The organism is Acinetobacter sp. UBA6720, from assembly GCF_002454215.1.
GTDB lineage: Bacteria > Pseudomonadota > Gammaproteobacteria > Pseudomonadales > Moraxellaceae > Acinetobacter.
The window spans coordinates 1-18,102 of the sequence record NZ_DKIK01000147.1 but is presented as its reverse complement, the minus strand read 5'-3'; the positions used below and the strand labels follow the sequence as shown (position 1 = coordinate 18,102).

The 18,102-nt window shown below is 39.1% G+C and carries 14 protein-coding genes and 1 pseudogene; 12 read left to right on the top strand and 3 right to left on the bottom strand.

The features are described from left to right. Positions 1-1,895 (bottom strand): DNA mismatch repair protein MutS (gene mutS, locus B4F08_RS13140; protein WP_291374677.1); only part of this gene is annotated, 1,895 nt, incomplete at its 3' end. 376 nt (positions 1,896-2,271) lie between these two features. Here mutS and B4F08_RS13135 point away from each other — a divergent pair. The 9 genes from B4F08_RS13135 to B4F08_RS13095 all read left to right on the top strand — a co-directional run bounded on the left by B4F08_RS13135 (position 2,272) and on the right by B4F08_RS13095 (position 10,984). After that, entirely contained in the window at positions 2,272-2,952 is a 681-nt protein-coding gene (locus B4F08_RS13135) for a Crp/Fnr family transcriptional regulator (protein ID WP_110975919.1), read from the top strand. A gap of 86 nt (positions 2,953-3,038) precedes the next feature. Beyond that, positions 3,039-4,616, top strand: coding sequence for a long-chain-fatty-acid--CoA ligase (locus B4F08_RS13130; RefSeq protein WP_291374675.1), 1,578 nt, complete (start codon positions 3,039-3,041; stop codon positions 4,614-4,616). A 64-nt stretch (positions 4,617-4,680) separates the two neighbouring features. Beyond that, positions 4,681-5,469, top strand: coding sequence for an enoyl-CoA hydratase/isomerase family protein (locus B4F08_RS13125; RefSeq protein WP_291374673.1), 789 nt, complete (start codon positions 4,681-4,683; stop codon positions 5,467-5,469). 14 nt (positions 5,470-5,483) lie between these two features. Next, on the top strand, positions 5,484-7,250 hold the full coding sequence (locus B4F08_RS13120) for an acyl-CoA dehydrogenase family protein (RefSeq protein WP_291374671.1): 1,767 nt from the start codon (positions 5,484-5,486) through the stop codon (positions 7,248-7,250). 8 nt (positions 7,251-7,258) lie between these two features. Continuing rightward, entirely contained in the window at positions 7,259-8,026 is a 768-nt protein-coding gene (locus tag B4F08_RS13115) for an SDR family oxidoreductase (RefSeq protein ID WP_291374669.1), read from the top strand. A 12-nt stretch (positions 8,027-8,038) separates the two neighbouring features. Beyond that, positions 8,039-8,494, top strand: a complete 456-nt coding sequence (locus B4F08_RS13110; protein ID WP_291374667.1) for a MaoC family dehydratase — start codon at positions 8,039-8,041, stop codon at positions 8,492-8,494. 12 nt (positions 8,495-8,506) lie between these two features. Further along, entirely contained in the window at positions 8,507-9,424 is a 918-nt protein-coding gene (locus tag B4F08_RS13105) for an SDR family NAD(P)-dependent oxidoreductase (RefSeq protein WP_291374665.1), read from the top strand. Positions 9,425-9,438: 14 nt separating this feature from the next. Continuing rightward, a complete protein-coding gene (locus B4F08_RS13100; protein WP_291374664.1) occupies positions 9,439-10,623 on the top strand; it encodes an acetyl-CoA C-acyltransferase in 1,185 nt (394 codons plus the stop codon). A 73-nt stretch (positions 10,624-10,696) separates the two neighbouring features. Next, the gene (locus B4F08_RS13095) at positions 10,697-10,984 is read left to right on the top strand and encodes a winged helix-turn-helix transcriptional regulator (protein WP_291374663.1); all 288 of its coding nucleotides are present in this window, start codon (positions 10,697-10,699) and stop codon (positions 10,982-10,984) included. A gap of 190 nt (positions 10,985-11,174) precedes the next feature. Here B4F08_RS13095 and B4F08_RS13090 read toward each other — a convergent pair whose 3' ends face one another. Together B4F08_RS13090 and B4F08_RS13085 are read right to left on the bottom strand one after the other, a co-directional pair. Beyond that, positions 11,175-12,539, bottom strand: coding sequence for an amidohydrolase (locus B4F08_RS13090; RefSeq protein ID WP_291374662.1), 1,365 nt, complete (start codon positions 12,537-12,539; stop codon positions 11,175-11,177). A gap of 587 nt (positions 12,540-13,126) precedes the next feature. After that, positions 13,127-14,356: a GGDEF domain-containing protein gene (locus B4F08_RS13085; protein ID WP_151706941.1), complete on the bottom strand. Its 1,230-nt coding sequence runs from the start codon at positions 14,354-14,356 to the stop codon at positions 13,127-13,129. A gap of 290 nt (positions 14,357-14,646) precedes the next feature. Between B4F08_RS13085 and B4F08_RS17310 the strand changes: the two are divergent. The 3 genes and pseudogenes from B4F08_RS17310 to B4F08_RS13070 all read left to right on the top strand — a co-directional run. Then, positions 14,647-15,167 (top strand): annotated as a pseudogene (locus B4F08_RS17310) (hypothetical protein). 144 nt (positions 15,168-15,311) lie between these two features. Beyond that, complete coding sequence (gene kdpA, locus B4F08_RS13075; RefSeq protein WP_291374660.1) at positions 15,312-17,009, top strand: potassium-transporting ATPase subunit KdpA; 1,698 nt, start codon at positions 15,312-15,314, stop codon at positions 17,007-17,009. A 16-nt stretch (positions 17,010-17,025) separates the two neighbouring features. Next, on the top strand, positions 17,026-18,102 hold a 1,077-nt coding region (locus B4F08_RS13070; protein WP_291374658.1), incomplete at its 3' end, for an HAD-IC family P-type ATPase.

The following is an 18,102-nucleotide window of genomic DNA, read 5'->3' as shown; positions in this document are numbered from 1 at the left end:
CGCATAAAGGTTGATTTACCCCCCATATTAGGACCAGTAATAATGGCCATACGGTGGTTGAAATCAAGTGTCGTGTCATTCGGTGTAAATGTAGCTTTGTTCAATGCCTCAACCACTGGATGACGTCCAGCAATAATTTTAACCCCAATTTCTGGGCTATACTCAGGACGTGACCAATTGCGTAAGCGAGCCTGATGTGCAAAGTTAGCTAAGAGGTCGATCTGCGCAATAGCGCTGCTCATCATTTGTAAATGACCAATATCGGCACGGAGTTCATCTAAAAGCATTTCGAACAGCATTTTTTCGCGAGCTAATGCACGGGACTCACTCGAAAGCACCTTGTCTTCAAAGGTTTTTAGCTCAGGCGTGATATAACGCTCAGCATTTTTCAAGGTTTGACGGCGAATGTAGTGATCAGGCGCTTGCTCAGCTTGCGCACGGGTCAGTTCGATGTAGTACCCACTGACACGGTTATAGCCAATTTTTAAGGTCGAAATTCCCGTATTTTGACGTTCTTGAATTTCAAGGTCGATCAAGTACTGTCCCGCATGATCGCGGATTTTACGTAGTTCATCCAGTTCATGATCGAAACCTTCGGCTATCACATTTCCATCTCGTAAAAGCACAGGCGGATGTTCAACAATGGCGGACATTAAACGTTGATGTAAGCCATGGAAATCGCCTAATTCCTCATTCAATAGAGAAATGAGTGCGGACTGTTTACTTTGGATCACGGGTTGAATGGCATGACGTAAATAAGGGATTTGCGCACAGGCTTGGCGCAGTTGCACTAAGTCTCGTGGACGGGCACTGCCTAAAGCCACGCGACTGAGAACGCGTTCGATGTCTCCAATTTCTTTTAAGACTAAACGGACTGGTGATTCATGGTAGCCATCTACAAGACTTTTAGTCGCGTCTAAACGTGCGTCTAAAAGCTTGGTGTCACGTAATGGTTGCATTAGCGTGCGGCTAAGTAAACGTCCGCCCATGGCTGTTTGACAGTCATTGATGAGTTGAAATAATGACGTGCCGTGTTCAAACAGAGGTTCAACCAACTCTAAGTTTCTACGTGTCACAGGATCAAGCGCAATGAAATCACTGCTTTGTTCCAACTGAATAGAGCGAATATGCGGTAAGGCTGTCTTTTGCGTTTCTTTGGCATAATGAATCAGCGATGCTGCTGCCGCTTTGGCAAGTGGCAAATGGTCAATACCGAAACCCGCTAAAGTCGATACAGCAAACTGATCGCATAAGGTTTTTTGTGCGTTGTTTAGGTTAAAGTCGACATTCGGGCGGCGTGTTACCGGGCAGTCGAGTAGCTTTTTAATGTGTTCAATAATGTTGGGGTCGACAATATTTTCATCGACCAAAATTTCACTTGGCATGAGGCGAGACAGTTCAATACCGAGTTGCTCAAGTTGAAACTCTTGTTGCTGAACTTTAAATAAACCTGCACTCAAATCTAACAGTGCAATACCAATTTCGTTTTGTTGTATGCAAAGCGCCACAAGGTTTGAACTTTGATGTGCAGTCAGTAAGGCATCATCGGTCAGTGTACCTGGTGTAATAATCCTGACAACACCACGTTCAACTGGGGCCTTACCTGTAACTTCGCCAATTTGCTCGCAAATGACGACTGTTTCACCTTTTTTTACCAAGCGCGCAAGGTAGCCTTCTGCTGCATGATAAGGAACACCTGCCATAGGGATGGGTTCACCATTGGCTTTGCCACGATGAGTCAGTGTAATTCCGAGAAGTTTAGCGGCCTTGCGTGCATCTTCAAAAAATAGCTCGTAGAAGTCACCCATACGATAGAACATCAAAGAATGCGGATGTTGCATTTTGACGCTCATGTACTGTTGCATCATCGGGGTGAGAGTGGATGTGTCAATCATTGAGTTATCTTGTTTCACTACAATAAAGCCTTTAAATTTAATATATTTTCAAAATACACACGGTAACTGTCTGATGTAATCCATCTCAATTCAATCTAAACCTAGACTGTATTTCCTAGTGAGAATAGGTTGTTGGATTTAATGCTACCTTATTGAGCATGAATAGTGCATACGCTTATATTAACAAATTGCACACCGCATCAGTGAGTTCCATTAAACAAAGTTAGTGAGTCCCTGTGAATCATGTGAAGTTGACTTTAAGTGATGGATAATAACTTAAGTGGAAAACTAATAGGTTCATCAAAATGATTAGAATAATAAAATGCGATTAAGCTAATGTGATTAATAAGTTAATGGTACAGGGAGTACATATACAATGTTGGGATTTAATTGGATTGACACTTTACCAGAACATATTCGTACTGAAATGCTTCAGAAAGCCAAAATATCTACTATTTTAAATGATCATATTCTGTACCAAGAGGGTGATCCGATTACATCTGTATTCCAAATCATAGATGGACAAATAAAAAAAAGTATCCTAACAGAATCAGGTCAAGAAATTTTACTCTATGTTTATTCAGAAGGAGAGTTAATTGCGGATAGTGCTGTCGTGGATCAATTACCATATCCTGTTACTTTAACAAGTCGAGGAACAACAAAACTCCGTGTATGGCAAGCTGAGGACATTCATTATTTTCGACATAAATATGTTCAAGTCGAAGAAGCAATGATCCAACAGGTCAATAGGCGATTACGTGCAACTTTACAATTGGTCAAAGAAATACTCACTTTACCTGTCAGTTTGCGTATCGCATCTCGTGTAAGTCAGATTAATGGAATCAAAGAATTATATGCACAAGATACCCATTTAATATTGTCCCAAATGGATATAGGGATGATGGTTGGTACGACTCGGCAAACAGTCAATAAAACACTACAGCAAATGAAGACTTTAGGGTTGATAGAAAGCCATTATGGAAAAATTAAAATTACAGATAAACATAAGTTAGAAGAATTTATTCAGGAAAACTTAAAAGATAACGATGAAATTTAAAAATAGCCCACAATGTAATTTAGCCGACATTCTACAGGTTTAAAAAGGCATAACTTTCTCTTAGGAACTTACCCAAGGAGAAAGACATGTCAGGAATGACCCTTGCACATATTTCACAACAATATGCACAACAGCAACCCGAACGCACGGCTATTGTATTTAAAGATCGCCAAATTAGTTACGCCAATTTAAATCAGTCTGCAAATCAGGTCGCTCATGGACTAACTAAACTAGATGTTCAACCACAAGATCGTATTTTATTTTTAGATGTAAATAATGACCGCTTTTATGAAGTGGCGATTGGCTCTAGTCGTATTGGTGCGGTCATTGTTCCCATTCATGCCAAATTTGTACTCAATGAAATTTTGCCCATTATTCAGGACTCGCAAGCGAAAGTTTTGTTTATTGGTCGAGTTTTTTATACTGCAATTGGTGAACAATTACAGGCTTTACTCGGCGATACATTTACGATTATTTGTACAGATGAACAATATGAAATCTGGCGTGATCACCAAAGTATAAACCCTAACGACTATCAGCAAGATACTAGAGAAATTTGTTTACAGCTATATACCAGCGGAACAACGGGCGTATCCAAGGGTGTCGAGCTCTGTAGCTTATCTTTATTTCATACTGCTTTAGATGCCAAACAAAATCATGGGCTCAGTCCATTGGCACAATTTCATTCAGACGACCATGTTTTACTGTCCTTACCACATGCACATATTGCAGGTTCACTTGCTGGGTTATTTGCATTGTATTTAGGTTGTAAACTGGTTTTGGTTGAACAGTTCAATCCGCAAAATGTTCTACAAATCATGCAACAAGAGCAAGTTTCTTTAACGTTGCTTGTACCTGTCATGCTGAAGCATTTATTAGATGCCTTGTCAGAAAATAACCAAGCACTCAACACATTAAAAAATGTGATCTATGGTGCAGCTCCAATGCCAACAACATTATTAAAAGCTGCTATCAAACGTTTACCACATACACATTTTGGTCAGATCTATGGGCTAACCGAAAGCTCAGGTCCAATTACTTATTTAGATGCTCAGGATCATCTAGATATTGCTCAAGGCAATGACAGACTTTCCCATTCTTGTGGTCGAGCCACGCATGGCGTCGAAATTCAAATTTTGAATGAAAAATTTGAACAACTACTTAGTGGTCAAATCGGTGAAATTGCCTGTCGAAGCATTCAAAACATGAACGGCTATTGGCAAAAGCCTACAGAAACATCTCAGACTTTCCATAACGAATATTTGCTTACAGGTGATCTTGGCTATATGGATGAGCAAGGTTACCTCTACATCTATGACCGTAAGAAAGACATGGTGATTAGTGGTGGAGAGAATGTTTATCCAACTGAAATTGAAGATATTTTATATCAGCATCCTGATGTTTCTGAAGTCGCTGTCATCGGTGTACCTGATGAAACTTGGGGGGAGTGCTTAAAAGCAATCATTGTCTTAAAAAATAATAACCAAGATGTTGCATCTATTGCTCAAAACATTTTGGAATTTTCAAAATCAAAATTGGCAAATTTTAAAGTGCCTAAGTCGATCGACTTTGTCGAGCAACTCCCAAGAAATCCCGCAGGTAAAGTTTTAAGACAAATTTTGCGAGAGCCTTACTGGTCTAAACAAGATCGGCAAGTGTCCTAACGCCTTTACTCACTCAGTTTTCAATACTAGACAATTCCCACACCAGTCTTACAAGGAGATTTCCATGACTGTTAAATTTAAAATGGATGGCAATTTAGCGATTGCAACTTTTGCCGATGGTCCAATGAACCTACTCACCATGAAATCATTTTATGGGCTTATGGAAGCAGTGGATCAAGCGATTGAGAACAAAGCCCGTGCATTCTTAACACTTGCAGAAGGCGATCATTTCTGTGCAGGCGCGCATGTAGTTGAGAATTTTCTCGGTCAGGATGCTAATTTTGCTCGACGTATGCTCAGTGGTGCAATCCCAGAAATGCATCGTTTTGAAAACTTACCATTTCCAACCATTGTTGCTGTTCGTGGAATGTGTCTAGGGGGTGGTTGTGAAATTTTACAACTGCATGACATTGCCTTTGCAAGTGAAACAGCAAACTTTGGTCAAGTTGAAGCGCGTATTGGTACAACGACTTTGTTAGGTGGCGCACAGCGTTTGGTGGCACGAGTCGGTTTACAACGTGCTAAAGAAATGGTGCTAACAGCAGGTATCTATGACGCCAAAACCATGTTGGATTGGGGCTTGTTAAACAAAGTCTATGCTGACGATGCTGTTGAAGCAAAAGCTTACACCTTTGCAAAAAGATTATCAGAGGGACCAACGGTCGCTTATGCCGCTTCTAAACATATGATTAATGCTGCCGTAAGTCATGGTATGGGGGCAGCAGATTTACGTTTGGCTGATGCTGCGGCAGGTACATTTGCAACAGCGGATATGGTGGGTTCAGTCAACCGCTTTGCTAAAGAAGGTGCAGATATTCTTGTAAAAGGTTTATTGGAATTTAAAGGCGAATAATTTAGGAAAATATCATGAGCAATTTTAATGCACCTGTTCATGAGTATGATTTTCTAGTCAGACATGTTCTGGCTAGAGAAATCCAGCTCTTGAATTATGACGTCAACTTAACTGAAGATTTTAAATTAGTTTTAGAGTCTGTTGGTACTTTTGTTGATGAACAGCTATTACCATTGGCGTTAAGCGCGGATCAACAAGGTTGTACAATAAAAGGAAATCAAGCATTTGCACCTGATGGTTATAAAGAAGTTTATCAAAATTATATTCAGGACGGTTGGGGTGCAATTCATACCTCTGTAGAGGATGGTGGGCAAGGTTTACCACTTCCTTTAAGTTTTGCTTGTGACGAAGTATTGAGCAGTGGCTCAATGGCTTTTGCACTTTACATCAGTATTAGGCTTGGTGTTTATGAAGTCATCAAAACTCTAGGTTCTGATTATTTAAAGAAAAAATATTTAGAAAAAATAGGCACTGGTGTTTGGAATGGCACGATGTGCTTAACTGAACCTCAGTGCGGGACGGATTTATCACTCATCAAAACCAAAGCTGTTTTGAATGAAGATGGTACATATCGCCTGAGTGGAACCAAAATATTTATCACAGGTGGAGATCATCATCTGACGGATAATATCGTTCATTTGGTTCTTGCTCGAATTGAAGGAGCACCAACGGGATTGGCTGGACTAGGGTTATTCATTGTCCCTAAATACCTTTCTGATGATGGGAAAATTGGTGATTCAAATCATGTCAGTTGTGCGCGCCTTGAAAATAAATTAGGGATTCATGCATCGGCGACTGCTGAGCTAGTCTTTGATCAGGCCCAAGGCTGGATTGTGGGTCAGCCAGGGCAGGGACTACTTGGTATGTTCAGTATGATGAAGTTAGCGCGTATAGGAACTTCTTTCCAAGCATTAGGTGTAGCTGAATATACCTATCAAAAAGCAGTAGATTATGCGCAGAATCGGATTCAAGGTCGTGATCTGATCAATAAATCAAAAGATTCTATTGCCATCATTCAGCATCCCAATATTCGACGTGAATTACTCCGTATGCAGACCAGTATTTCATCTGGGCGTTTACTGGCATTCCAAACCACGCTTTTAAATGAATTAACGACAACCCCAGATCATCTTGAACTGAAAAAATTGGCAAATGCAATATTACCAATTTTCATGGCTGTATCTAAGACAGTATGTAGTGAATATGGCGTAGAAGTCGCAACTGCTGCCATGCAGACTTATGGTGGTCATGGCTATATTCATGAAAGTGGGATTGAACACGCTTTAAGAGATGTACAAATTTTACCGATTTATGAAGGTACAAATGATGTGCAATCACTCGATATTATTTTACGACGTATCTTTGACGGTAAGCATGAGACCGTTTCAATTTTGTTGAATTGGCTTGAACAGCAATTCGATGATTTAGAACTGAATGAATGCGATCAAATCTATCTTGAGCAAAGCAAACATTTGTTAGAGCAACTCAAAGAAACAACGGAAAGCATTAAAGACAATTTACAGCAGAACCCTTTCGCAGCCTTGCAGTATGCCAAAGATTATCTGTGGTATGTCGCGCATAGCATGATGTCTGTGCTTTGGCTACGTGTCATTTCAAGTTTGACCCATTCAGAAAACCTTGCTGTTAATAAACAGAATAAATATGCCGAAGCGGCTTTTTATTTTAACTATATGCAAATTGACACATTCACTCGACATGAACGATTGAAACGCGCGAATGCGATGTCTGCTGTATTACAAAACTTTCAACCCGAATTATAGGTCAAAAAATGAATCACTTATTCGATGTTAAAGATAAGGTTGCCGTAGTGACTGGCGGTACACGTGGTATTGGCTACATGATTGCACAAGGGCTATTAATCAATGGTGCAAAGGTTTATGTCGTTTCACGAAAAGAAGAGTCTTGCCAGACAGCTGAACAACAATTGCAACAATATGGTCAAGTTAAAGGGATTGCTGCTGATTTGTCCAATTTAGCGCAAATACAAATCTTTGCTGAAAAACTTTCTGCATTGGAACCTCAAATTGATATTTTGGTGAATAACGCAGGTGCGACATGGGGTGCTGAACTTGGAAAGTTCCCCGAAGCAGGTTGGGACAAAGTACTGGATACCAATCTAAAGTCTGTGTTTTTTCTAACGCAAGCTTTACTGCCTCAATTGCTAAATCATACATCGGAGTCTCCGAGTCGTGTTATCAATATCGGCTCAATTGATGGTTTAACTGTACCTACTTTTGGAAACTATTCATATTCAGTAAGTAAAGCAGCAGTCCATCAACTGACAAAACATTTGGCAGGGCATTTAGCTGGACAGAATATTAATGTCAATGCAATTGCGCCAGGACCATTTGAAACCAAAATGACCGAATTCATGTTGCAACAAAACCGTGATGAAATCGTGAACACTATTCCTTTAAAACGTATTGGGCAAGCAGAAGATATTGTCGGTACGGTTTTGTTTTTAGCATCTCAAGCATCATCTTTTATAACGGGTGCCGTTATTCCACTTGATGGTGGATATTCAACCACACGATAACAGGGATATGTCATGCATAAAGTTCTAAGTTTTACTGAATATCAAAAGTTAATTGGTCAAACATTACAATCCGAAAGGCTTTTGATGGATCAACAGAGGATATCTGCATTTGCAGAAGTAACAGAAGATCGCCAATTCATTCATATTGACCCTGAAAAAGCGGCTCAAACGCCGTTTAAGGGAACAATTGCACATGGTTTGTTAACCCTATCAGTTTTACCTCATTTGGTTGAAACAACTTTTCCTCTATTAGAAGGGATGAAATTAAGCATCAACTATGGCTACAACAAAATACGGTTTTTAAACCCTGTACCGAGTGGTAGTCATATTCGCGCTAATTTCTTGATTAAAAGTTTTGAAGCAATTGCCGAAGATAAATATCAACTTGTGACAGATATTTCTGTGGAAATTGAAGGGCTGAATAAAACAGCTTTAGTTGCTGAATGGATCAGTATCGCAGTTGTATAAGGAACTTAAAATATGAATCACGAATTTAAAGATCAAGTTGCCATTATTACAGGTGCAGGCAATGGTCTAGGTAAATCCTATGCTTTAGCCTTGGCAAAACTGGGTGCAAAAGTTGTCGTTAACGATGTCGGTGGTAATCGAGATGGTTCAGGAAGCGATGCGAGTCCTGCCCAAATGGTTGTTGCTGAAATATTAGCTCAAGGCGGTATAGCCATTAGTAATAATTCAGATATCACGCAATTTGACCAAGTGCAAAGTATGGTTCAGCAAGCCATAGATGCATGGGGTCGTGTTGATATTTTAATTAATAATGCAGGAATTTTGCGAGATTCAACCTTTTCGAAAATGGAGATGGATGATTTCTGGAAAGTCATTGATGTCCATATAAAAGGTACAGTGAATTGCTGTAAAGCTGTGTGGGATATCATGAAACAGCAAAAATATGGCCGTATCGTGCTGACTTCATCTGCATCAGGGCTTTATGGGAATTTTGGTCAAAGTAATTATGCTGTTGCAAAATCTGCAATGTTAGGGCTTATGAATGTGTTACATGAAGAAGGCATCAAATATAACATTCATGTGAATACACTCACACCGACAGCGGCAACACGCATGACAGAAGAGTTAATTCCCGAAGAAGCCAAACCTCTACTTCGCCCAGAAACCATTACACCCGCAGCTGTTTTCCTCGCAAGCCCTGAAGCACCTTCAAAAACTATTATCGGGGCTGGGGCAGGTGTTTATGCTCGTAGCTATCTTTTTGAAACAGAAGGTATCTATTTGCCAGAGGCTGATCGTAATGCGGCAACGATTGCCAAAAGGTTCGATGAGATTTCTGATACATCACATAGCCATTATTTGGCTGGAGCAACTCAACAGACACTACGCTTTGCTGAAAAAGCAATGAAAGAAACTCAATTGAACGGATAAATAAGGAAAGAATCATGCGTGAAGCAGTCATCGTCTCTACAGCAAGAACACCTATTGGTCGCGCCTTTAGAGGTTCATTTAATGATACAAAATCACCAACATTGATGGGGCATGCAATACAACATGCAATTGCTAAAACAGGTTTAGAATCCGATATTTTTGAAGATGTTGTGGTTGGTTCAGTTTTAAATGCTGGAACAGCGGGCGGAAATATTGCACGCATGGCTTCCTTCGCAGCAGGCTTACCAGTAACAGTACCAGGACAAACCATAGACCGCCAATGTTCTTCTGGATTAATGGCGATAGCAACCGCTGCCAAACAAATTACATTTGATGGTATGGAAGCTGTGATTGCAGGTGGTCAGGAAAATATTACAGCTGTGCAAAATCCCTATTTTGAATGGGTTGGAAAAGAGTTTGATCCAAATGTAGTCAAACATGTGAAAGCAGCTTATATGCCGATGTTGCAGACAGCAGAATATGTCGCGAAGAAGTATGGCGTTAGTCGTGAACAGCAAGATGCTTATTCATTTGAGTCACAAATGCGCACCGCCCGTGCTCAGCAGAATGGCATATTCGATAATGAAATTGTTGCTATTCAAACAAAAATGAAAGTTCAAAATAAAGAAACAGGTGAGGTGAGTTTTAAAGACATTTTACTTCATCAAGATGAAGGAAATCGTGCAGATACAACTTTAGCAGGCTTATCATCATTAAAGCCAGTGATTGAAGGTGGTGTAATTACGGGGGGTAATGCAAGTCAGTTGTCTGATGGTGCATCAGCTTGTGTAATCGTTGAAGCAAAACTTGCGGAACGTGAGGGACTACAACCTTTAGGTGTTTATCGAGGTATGGCAGTTAGTGGCTGCGCGCCTGAGGAAATGGGGATTGGACCAATCTATGCAATTCCAAAACTTTTGAAACAACATGGTTTAAAAATTGATGACATTGGTGTTTGGGAGCTCAATGAAGCATTTGCTTGCCAAGTTCTATATTGTCGTGACCATTTAGGTATTGACCCTGAAAAATACAATATCAATGGCGGCAGTATTTCGATTGGGCATCCTTATGGCATGACGGGTTCTCGCTTAGTTGGGCATGCATTATTGGAAGCAAAGCGTCGTAAAGAAAAATATGCTGTAGTTTCAATGTGTATAGGTGGAGGTATGGGAGCAGCCGCTTTATTTGAAGTGTATTAGGGCTTATTAATTTTTTGTTTCCTTTTTCTTTCTTAGTTTGCTATCGGGCTAAGAAAGTTTTTTAGGATGAAATATGGATATTGAACAGCTTAGCCAAATCATCGGAGATAAATGGCAGATTCAAATTATTTATTATTGTGGTAATGAAGGTCTGAGTTTTAATGAATTACAAGAAAAACTAAAAATTAGCCGATCAGTATTAACAAGAAAGCTTAATAGACTTGTTTCATTAAATATTATAAGAAGGGAGAATATTACTGCAAAGTTTAAAAAAAGGGCTATTTATCTAATTAGCAAAGAAGGGAATATATTTCATAAGAAAATCTTTGAGTTATTATTAGATAGTGAACCTACATACTAAATTTTCCAATTTCTAAAGATAAGGTTGAATAGCCACCACTCTCCTAAACAAAAAAGAATAGATGATATTGGTATAGATTTTTCGTGGCTATTCAATCCTCGATACAATTTAAAGTCGTTTTAAGTTCGGAAAATAATTAAATAATAATGAAAAAATCAGTTTTTCTTGATCATTTAAAGAGCAATTTAATTTAAGATTGTGTTGTTTCATTAAAGATAGCTAACATTGATGTAATACCAGCTTTAGTCCCGTATGGAATTGCGGATAGATCAATTTCAAAGTCTCCATTATGTGCATTGAATGGTAGTTTTTTTTGTTTAAAGGCTTCGATAAAGCGTTTAGGCTCGGCAATACCAACATTAATATAACTGTATGCATATTTTGGATTATGAATCACTAAGTGATGAACATCCTCAGAACCCATTACAGATGGGAGAACATTCTCATCTAATAAATATTTGGGATTTTCTATTAGTCCTGAATTTGATAATGCATTTTGAACTACTTTGGTTAGAGCTATGTCATTATTTAAAGGTTGAGCCCAGCCTTTAAATGCAATTGTTGGATACTTGTCTTTTGGCATATTATAAGCATAAGCAATACTTTCATTGATTCGCTTAATACCGTCTATCATTAACTTTCGGTCATTTTCATTAAACCAACGTAAATTAATTTTTAGCAATGCGGAAGCAGGGATTACATTATTATTGCTTCCAGCTTGCACAGACCCAACTGTAATTACTGCAGAATTTTTCGGGTCAATTCCTCGACTGATAATGGTTTGGTATTGAGTTATTGCAGTTGCGGCCATGACGATAGGATCTTTGGATAAATTTGGGGTGGAGCCATGTCCCCCAATGCCATGAAATGTCACATCAAATTGATCTGTACCTGCCATGCGGACACCTGTCGCTGCTGCAATTACGCCAACTGCAACTGGTGCAGCGTGAATGCCGAATAGGTAGTCAGGAACTGGAATTTTATGTTTTGTATATAAACCATCATTTACCATTGCCTCTGCACCTAAGATCGGTTCTTCTGCAGGTTGCCCAATAAATATGACCGTTCCTTTCCAGAGGTTTTTATGCTCAGCAAAAAACTTTGCAGTGCCTAGCATCCACGCCACATGAGCGTCATGTCCACATGTATGTGCAACGGGTGTTTCAGATCCATCCTCTAATTTCACTATTTTTGTACTTGCATATGGCAGACCAGTTGTCTCTTTGACTGCATTTGCATCCATATCTGCGCGGTACATGACAACAGGGCCGTCCCCATTTTTCATGACAGCCGCCACACCAGTTTTACCAATTTTCTCAGTGGTTTGATATCCATAGGATTTTAATTCTTTTGCAACGATTGCTGCAGTTCTAGACTCCATAAAGCCCAGTTCAGGGTTTTGATGAATATCCTTGAATATTTTGACAAATTTCTCACTATCTTGGTTGACACTTTTTTCAATGAGGTATTTAGTCTCTTGTGCATAGCTATTGCTAAACAAACTTAATCCGAGACTCAATATCATTAGGGGTTTTATCGTCTTTATACTTAACATGTTCTTATCCATTTTAGGTTTTTGTTTTGATGATTCTTATGTTTAATTTTTAGTTTGAAAAAGTGCAATTTACAATACTTTTTTGAATAAAATATGTTCAATTTTACAGATGTAAATCTAAAGTCCATGAATATAAGTTTATTCTTATGGGAAAAGCAAAGCTTAAAATTCAGTAATTCTAGGTTATTGCAGATCATAAGGTTTAATCCAGACATAAAGACTACATAGGGTTTTACCTAAATGTGTGGCAACTTCTGCTCAGCTCTAATTTTTATCAGTCACTTACTTGACTGCTTTAATTTTGAATTCTTTAAGATGATTTTGCAGCGTTATATTCGATTACTTTTCAAAAGAAATTCTAGAGCTCATTGAAAGAGTTACAACTTAATCTAGATGATTAGCTGAATTTCTATAGTACTGATGCAACTGATCAGGATAAGGAGTGCAATGGCAGATGGGCAGTATTGCTGTGCAAGATTGAAACATTAGTTGCGAGCAAAGGTCATTGGAATTTAGCTCAAATTTCATTTGATAGTTTTAATCAAATATTGGCAGTTGTTAGCTCAGGTTTGAGCTAATACGCCCAGCTACAAAACTTGATGAGTTTCCTTGTATGACGTACTCAGGTGAAATTGATTTTTTCCATTGCTTTTAGCGATATATAGGGCGTGATCTGCATGAGCAATAAATTCTGAAAGGCTATTATTCAAGTTAGGAATGATAGTTGCGACCCCAACGCTCACTGTCAGATATTTGGAAATACTGCTCTGTGGATGAATAATTCCAATTTCATGTATGCGTTCCATTAAGTATTTTGCTTTAATCAGAGCTTGATCTTCATTTGTTAAAGTGAAAAGTAATAGAAATTCTTCACCTCCATAGCGAGCAACAAGATCATTATTTTTTGAAGGCACTGAATTTAGTATATTAGCAATCTGCTTTAAGCAATCATCACCATGAAGATGACCTAATGTATCGTTATATTGTTTAAAGCAATCAATATCTACCATCATGATTGTAATAGGTGTTTGGTGAATTATTGAGCGATTCCATTCATTTTCGAGAACTTTGTCTAAATAGCGTCGATTAGCTAAACCTGTTAGGGGGTCATGATTTGATAATATTGAAAGTTGTTCTGTTTGGTGTTTAAGTTCTATTCTGTTTAATTCGATCATACAATTTTGCAAATAATTTTCTCGATGTTGGCGATCAATTGCATAAGCTAAAGCCATACCAAGAAAGCTACTGAATGTATAAGTTCGATTTAAAAAAGTCCAATCAATAGAGATGTTTAGCCATGTAGTTACAATTATACCAATTAAACCACCACACCAACCTGCAATCACAGCAGTATAAAATCTCATCCCGACAAAACCATAAATAATAACAATTGCATACATCATTGCAGCATGAAAAAGTACATTATTTTGACCTTGTTCCAATACATTGATTAATGTGAAAGTAAGAGCGACAGACCCTACAGATCCTAGACAAACATAATGTTCAAACCATTTATTCATTGTTGGAATAAAAGAAAGAAACCATGCGAAAAAAATGATTAAACCGACCCAACCATAAAACATGATCCACTCAGAACGTATTTCGGTTGGCAATATTTGGTAGGTCCCTATACATAGATACAAATATAGTCCTAAAATGATAGGGGCACGATAGCGAAACTCCAAAGCCGCCCCATTTCTGTATAGGTTTTTATAGATCGTCTCTAGCCCTTTAGGGAATCGAACCAAATTTAGTCCGCGAGCAATTAAAAGATCAATTTGCTCTTGTTTGAATAGTGTTGATGCTTCCAGTTTCATTCTATTTTTTATCCCCCCCAATATTTTTATCTTAAACAGGGATTACGCTTATATAAAATTACACTTAATTAATGAAAGTGTGAACTGTATGAAGAAAAATAATAACTTATAGTTAAAATAAGGACCCAAGAAAGCTATTTTTAGTTTTACTGTTTAACAAGAAAAATTAGCGATTTTATGGATAAGTGTACGATATTAGCCTAAATCTAAGCTAAGAAATTAGCTTGAAGCAGAGAAGGGTCAAAGATATTGGTTTCGGTTACTACACTCGATTCATAGCCACAGTCCTGATGTTTGACAGTACCCCATTATGTTGTGTAATGGGTGATGAGTTCCTTACATTTGAAACTATCTATTGGAAATTTTTAAAGCAGAACTCCTCATATTGCAGAATTCGTTGTGCTTAGCTCAGTATTTCCACAATTATCTTTACGGCGCTAAATCCTGACGATAGTTGCCTATTCAAAAGCTTGTTATGTGAGCAGCGTATGTTTCACCTGATGAATACATATCAACTGGCTATATTTAGTGATGAACTTAAATACACTGTAAAGAGCACAAGATAGATTTAATGAGCTATCAGCGTAGCAATATGTAATCTATTTCGTTGATTGAAAGGTGATAAATATGATCTAAGCCAATGCAATAAAATAAAAAATTTATTCAGCGTGCTCAACGGGGCATACACTTTGGTCACGAGCAAAACTTGAAGTTTTTAGGCTATTGGGTAGGAATTTATGCATGTTTATGTGCTTATCAACTCTGTCATAAAAATAAGCCGATGATTCATGCTATGGAGGCATCAGCTTAAACAGGTTGCGAGTTTTGATGTATTTCTTGATGGATTATTTTAAATAAATTTACGCAAAATTTACGCGTCTTACTTTTTTCAATATAGAGAATTTACGCTCTTAATTTCCATACTAAAGCTGACCTATTTTTAATGGCATATGCTATGTGGGAATTTATTTCAGTATTTATCCTTTCATTGCTGCTGGCTTATCCGTTAGGACACTATCTTGCGGATGTCATGCAAACCAAACCAATGAAGAGTGATAGCTTCTTTAAGTGGATTGAACAACCGATTTACGCGGTTCTCAATGTGAAGCAAGTGGGTATGAACTGGCGACAATATCTAGGTGCTTTTGTACTCAGTAATATCTTGTTGTTAGTGGCGAGTGTCACTATTTTAATGACACAGGCATGGCTGCCATTGAATCCTGATCATATTCCAAATATGAATTGGGACTTGGCTTTACATACTACCATTTCATTCCTGACCAATACCAATCAACAGCATTATTCAGGGCAAGCGCAACTGTCTTATCTATCGCAAATGACGGTGATCGTTGGCTTGCAATATTTGTCGCCAATTATGGGACTTGCTTTATTGGTCGCCATGTTAAGGGCTTTATTCCTGCAATCACATCAAGCGGAAGATTCAGATCAAAAGAATTGGAACCATATTAATCTAGGTAATTACTGGATGGATATCATTCGCCCCTTATTTCGATTCTTTATTCCACTTGGTTTAATTTTTTCTTTACTGCTCACTTTTCAAGGTGTGCCAGCAACCTTATCTGCGGGACCAACAGCGCAGGTCTTAGATCAAAGTTCCGAGGTACAAACACAGCATATTCCGCTCGGTCCAGTTGCACCGATGGTGGCGATTAAACAGCTTGGCAGTAATGGTGGTGGCTGGTATGGGCCAAACAGTAGTGTGCCTTTAGAAAACCCAACGCCACTATCCAATGTGATTGAGATGATCGCGATTTTACTGATTCCACTTTCTGCGGTGTTTATGGTTGGGCGTTTTATTCAACGTAAGAAACTGATGTGGATGATTTTTGGCACAATGTTGTTGATGTCGTTGGCTTCAACGATGTTGACCCTATGGACTGAAAAATCTTCGCTCATTTCAAATATTGCTTTGATGGAAGGGAAAGAAGTTCGCTTTGGTGCTGAGGCATCGGCACTGTGGGGAAGTTTGACCACACAAGTCAACAACGGTTCTGTGAATATGATGCATGACTCTGCCTCACCACTGACAGGATTGGTTGAACTGTGCAATATGCTGATCAATGCCATTTGGGGCGGGATTGGTTGTGGTCTATTACAGTTCTTTATTTACCTATTTCTCGCAGTATTTATCGCAGGTTTGATGACAGGGCGTAGCCCTGAATTATTTGGGCGAAAAATTGAAGTGACTGAAATTAAGTTATTGGCCTTCGTGATTCTCTTACAACCCGTGGTGATTCTTGGTCTGACGGCGATTGCCATAGCATTTCCATCCATTACAGGGAATTCCAATCCAGCGTTTCATGGTATTAGCCAAGTGTTTTATGAGTATGTCTCTGCCTACGCCAATAATGGCTCTGGTTTTGAAGGCTTAGGCGATAACACTTTATGGTGGAATCTGAGTGCCAGTGTGGCTTTATTGGCTGGGCGTTATAGCGTGTTGATTATTCCAGTTTTGATCGCAGTGAGTTTAGCAACCAAACCGCAAGCAGCCGAAAGTAAGGGTTCTTTACATATTGAATCTCCAACTTTTGCGTTGACCTTGATTGGGATCGTGCTGATTCTGACCTTGTTGCAATTCATGCCAGTGTTGGTGATTGGGCCAATTGCTGACTATTTGTCGATAAAAGTTTAAGTGTGGAGCAAGCACAATGAAACATTCAAATGCGACACAACAGATGGATATCTTGAATAAAGAAATTATTCAGCAAACTTTCCATAAATTGCTGCCTCAACATGCGTTTAAAAATCCAGTGATGGCATGTGTGTGGGTGGGAACAGTTTTAACCCTTGTTGCCACTTTAATGGGAAATGCGAGTTTAGGTTTTGGTTTAGTCCTAAGCTTGATTTTATTAGTCACGGTCTTATTTGCCAATTATGCTGAGGCGGTTGCAGAAGCCAAAGGGCGTGGACAAGCAGCATCATTACGTCAGGCGCGTGAAAACTTAACTGCAAATCTGATTCTCGATTTAAATGCTGTACCGACAGTGATTTCTGCCAATCTACTTAAAAAAGATGATTTAGTCATCGTCAAGGCAGGTGAAATTGTTCCTGCGGATGGCGAGATTATTCAGGGTTTTGCGACTATCAATGAATCAGCCGTTACAGGTGAGTCTGCACCTGTACTACGTGAAGCCAATACCGACCGTTCAGGCGTGATTGGTGGTACTAAGGTCTTGTCAGATGAAATTACTATTCGAGTTAGTAATGAAGCAGGGCATAGCTTTTTAGACCGCATGATTGCCTTGGTGGAAGGTGCCAACCGTCAAAAGACACCGAATGAGATCGCATTGAGTGTTTTACTCAATATTATGACCATCACCTTTATTGTCGTAGTGCTGACCTTACCAGTGATTGGTTCAATGGTCGGGATCAAAATCAGTATGGTCTTGCTGATTGCGCTATTGGTCTGTTTGATTCCAACCACGATCGGTGGTTTGCTGCCTGCAATTGGGATTGCGGGAATGAACCGTGCTTTAAAAGCCAATGTCTTAGCCAAATCAGGTAAAGCCGTTGAAGTTGCGGGTGATATTGATGTGTTGTTGTTGGATAAAACAGGCACGATCACCTATGGAGATCGCCAAGCCACCGCTTTTTATCCATTGGCAGGTGTAACCCCAACCGAGTTGCGTCAAGCAGCAATGCTCACTTCTTTTGCCGATCCAACGCCTGAAGGGAAATCGGTCATCAGCCTTGGGAAAGAGTTAGGTGAAAGTATCCAAGAGCCG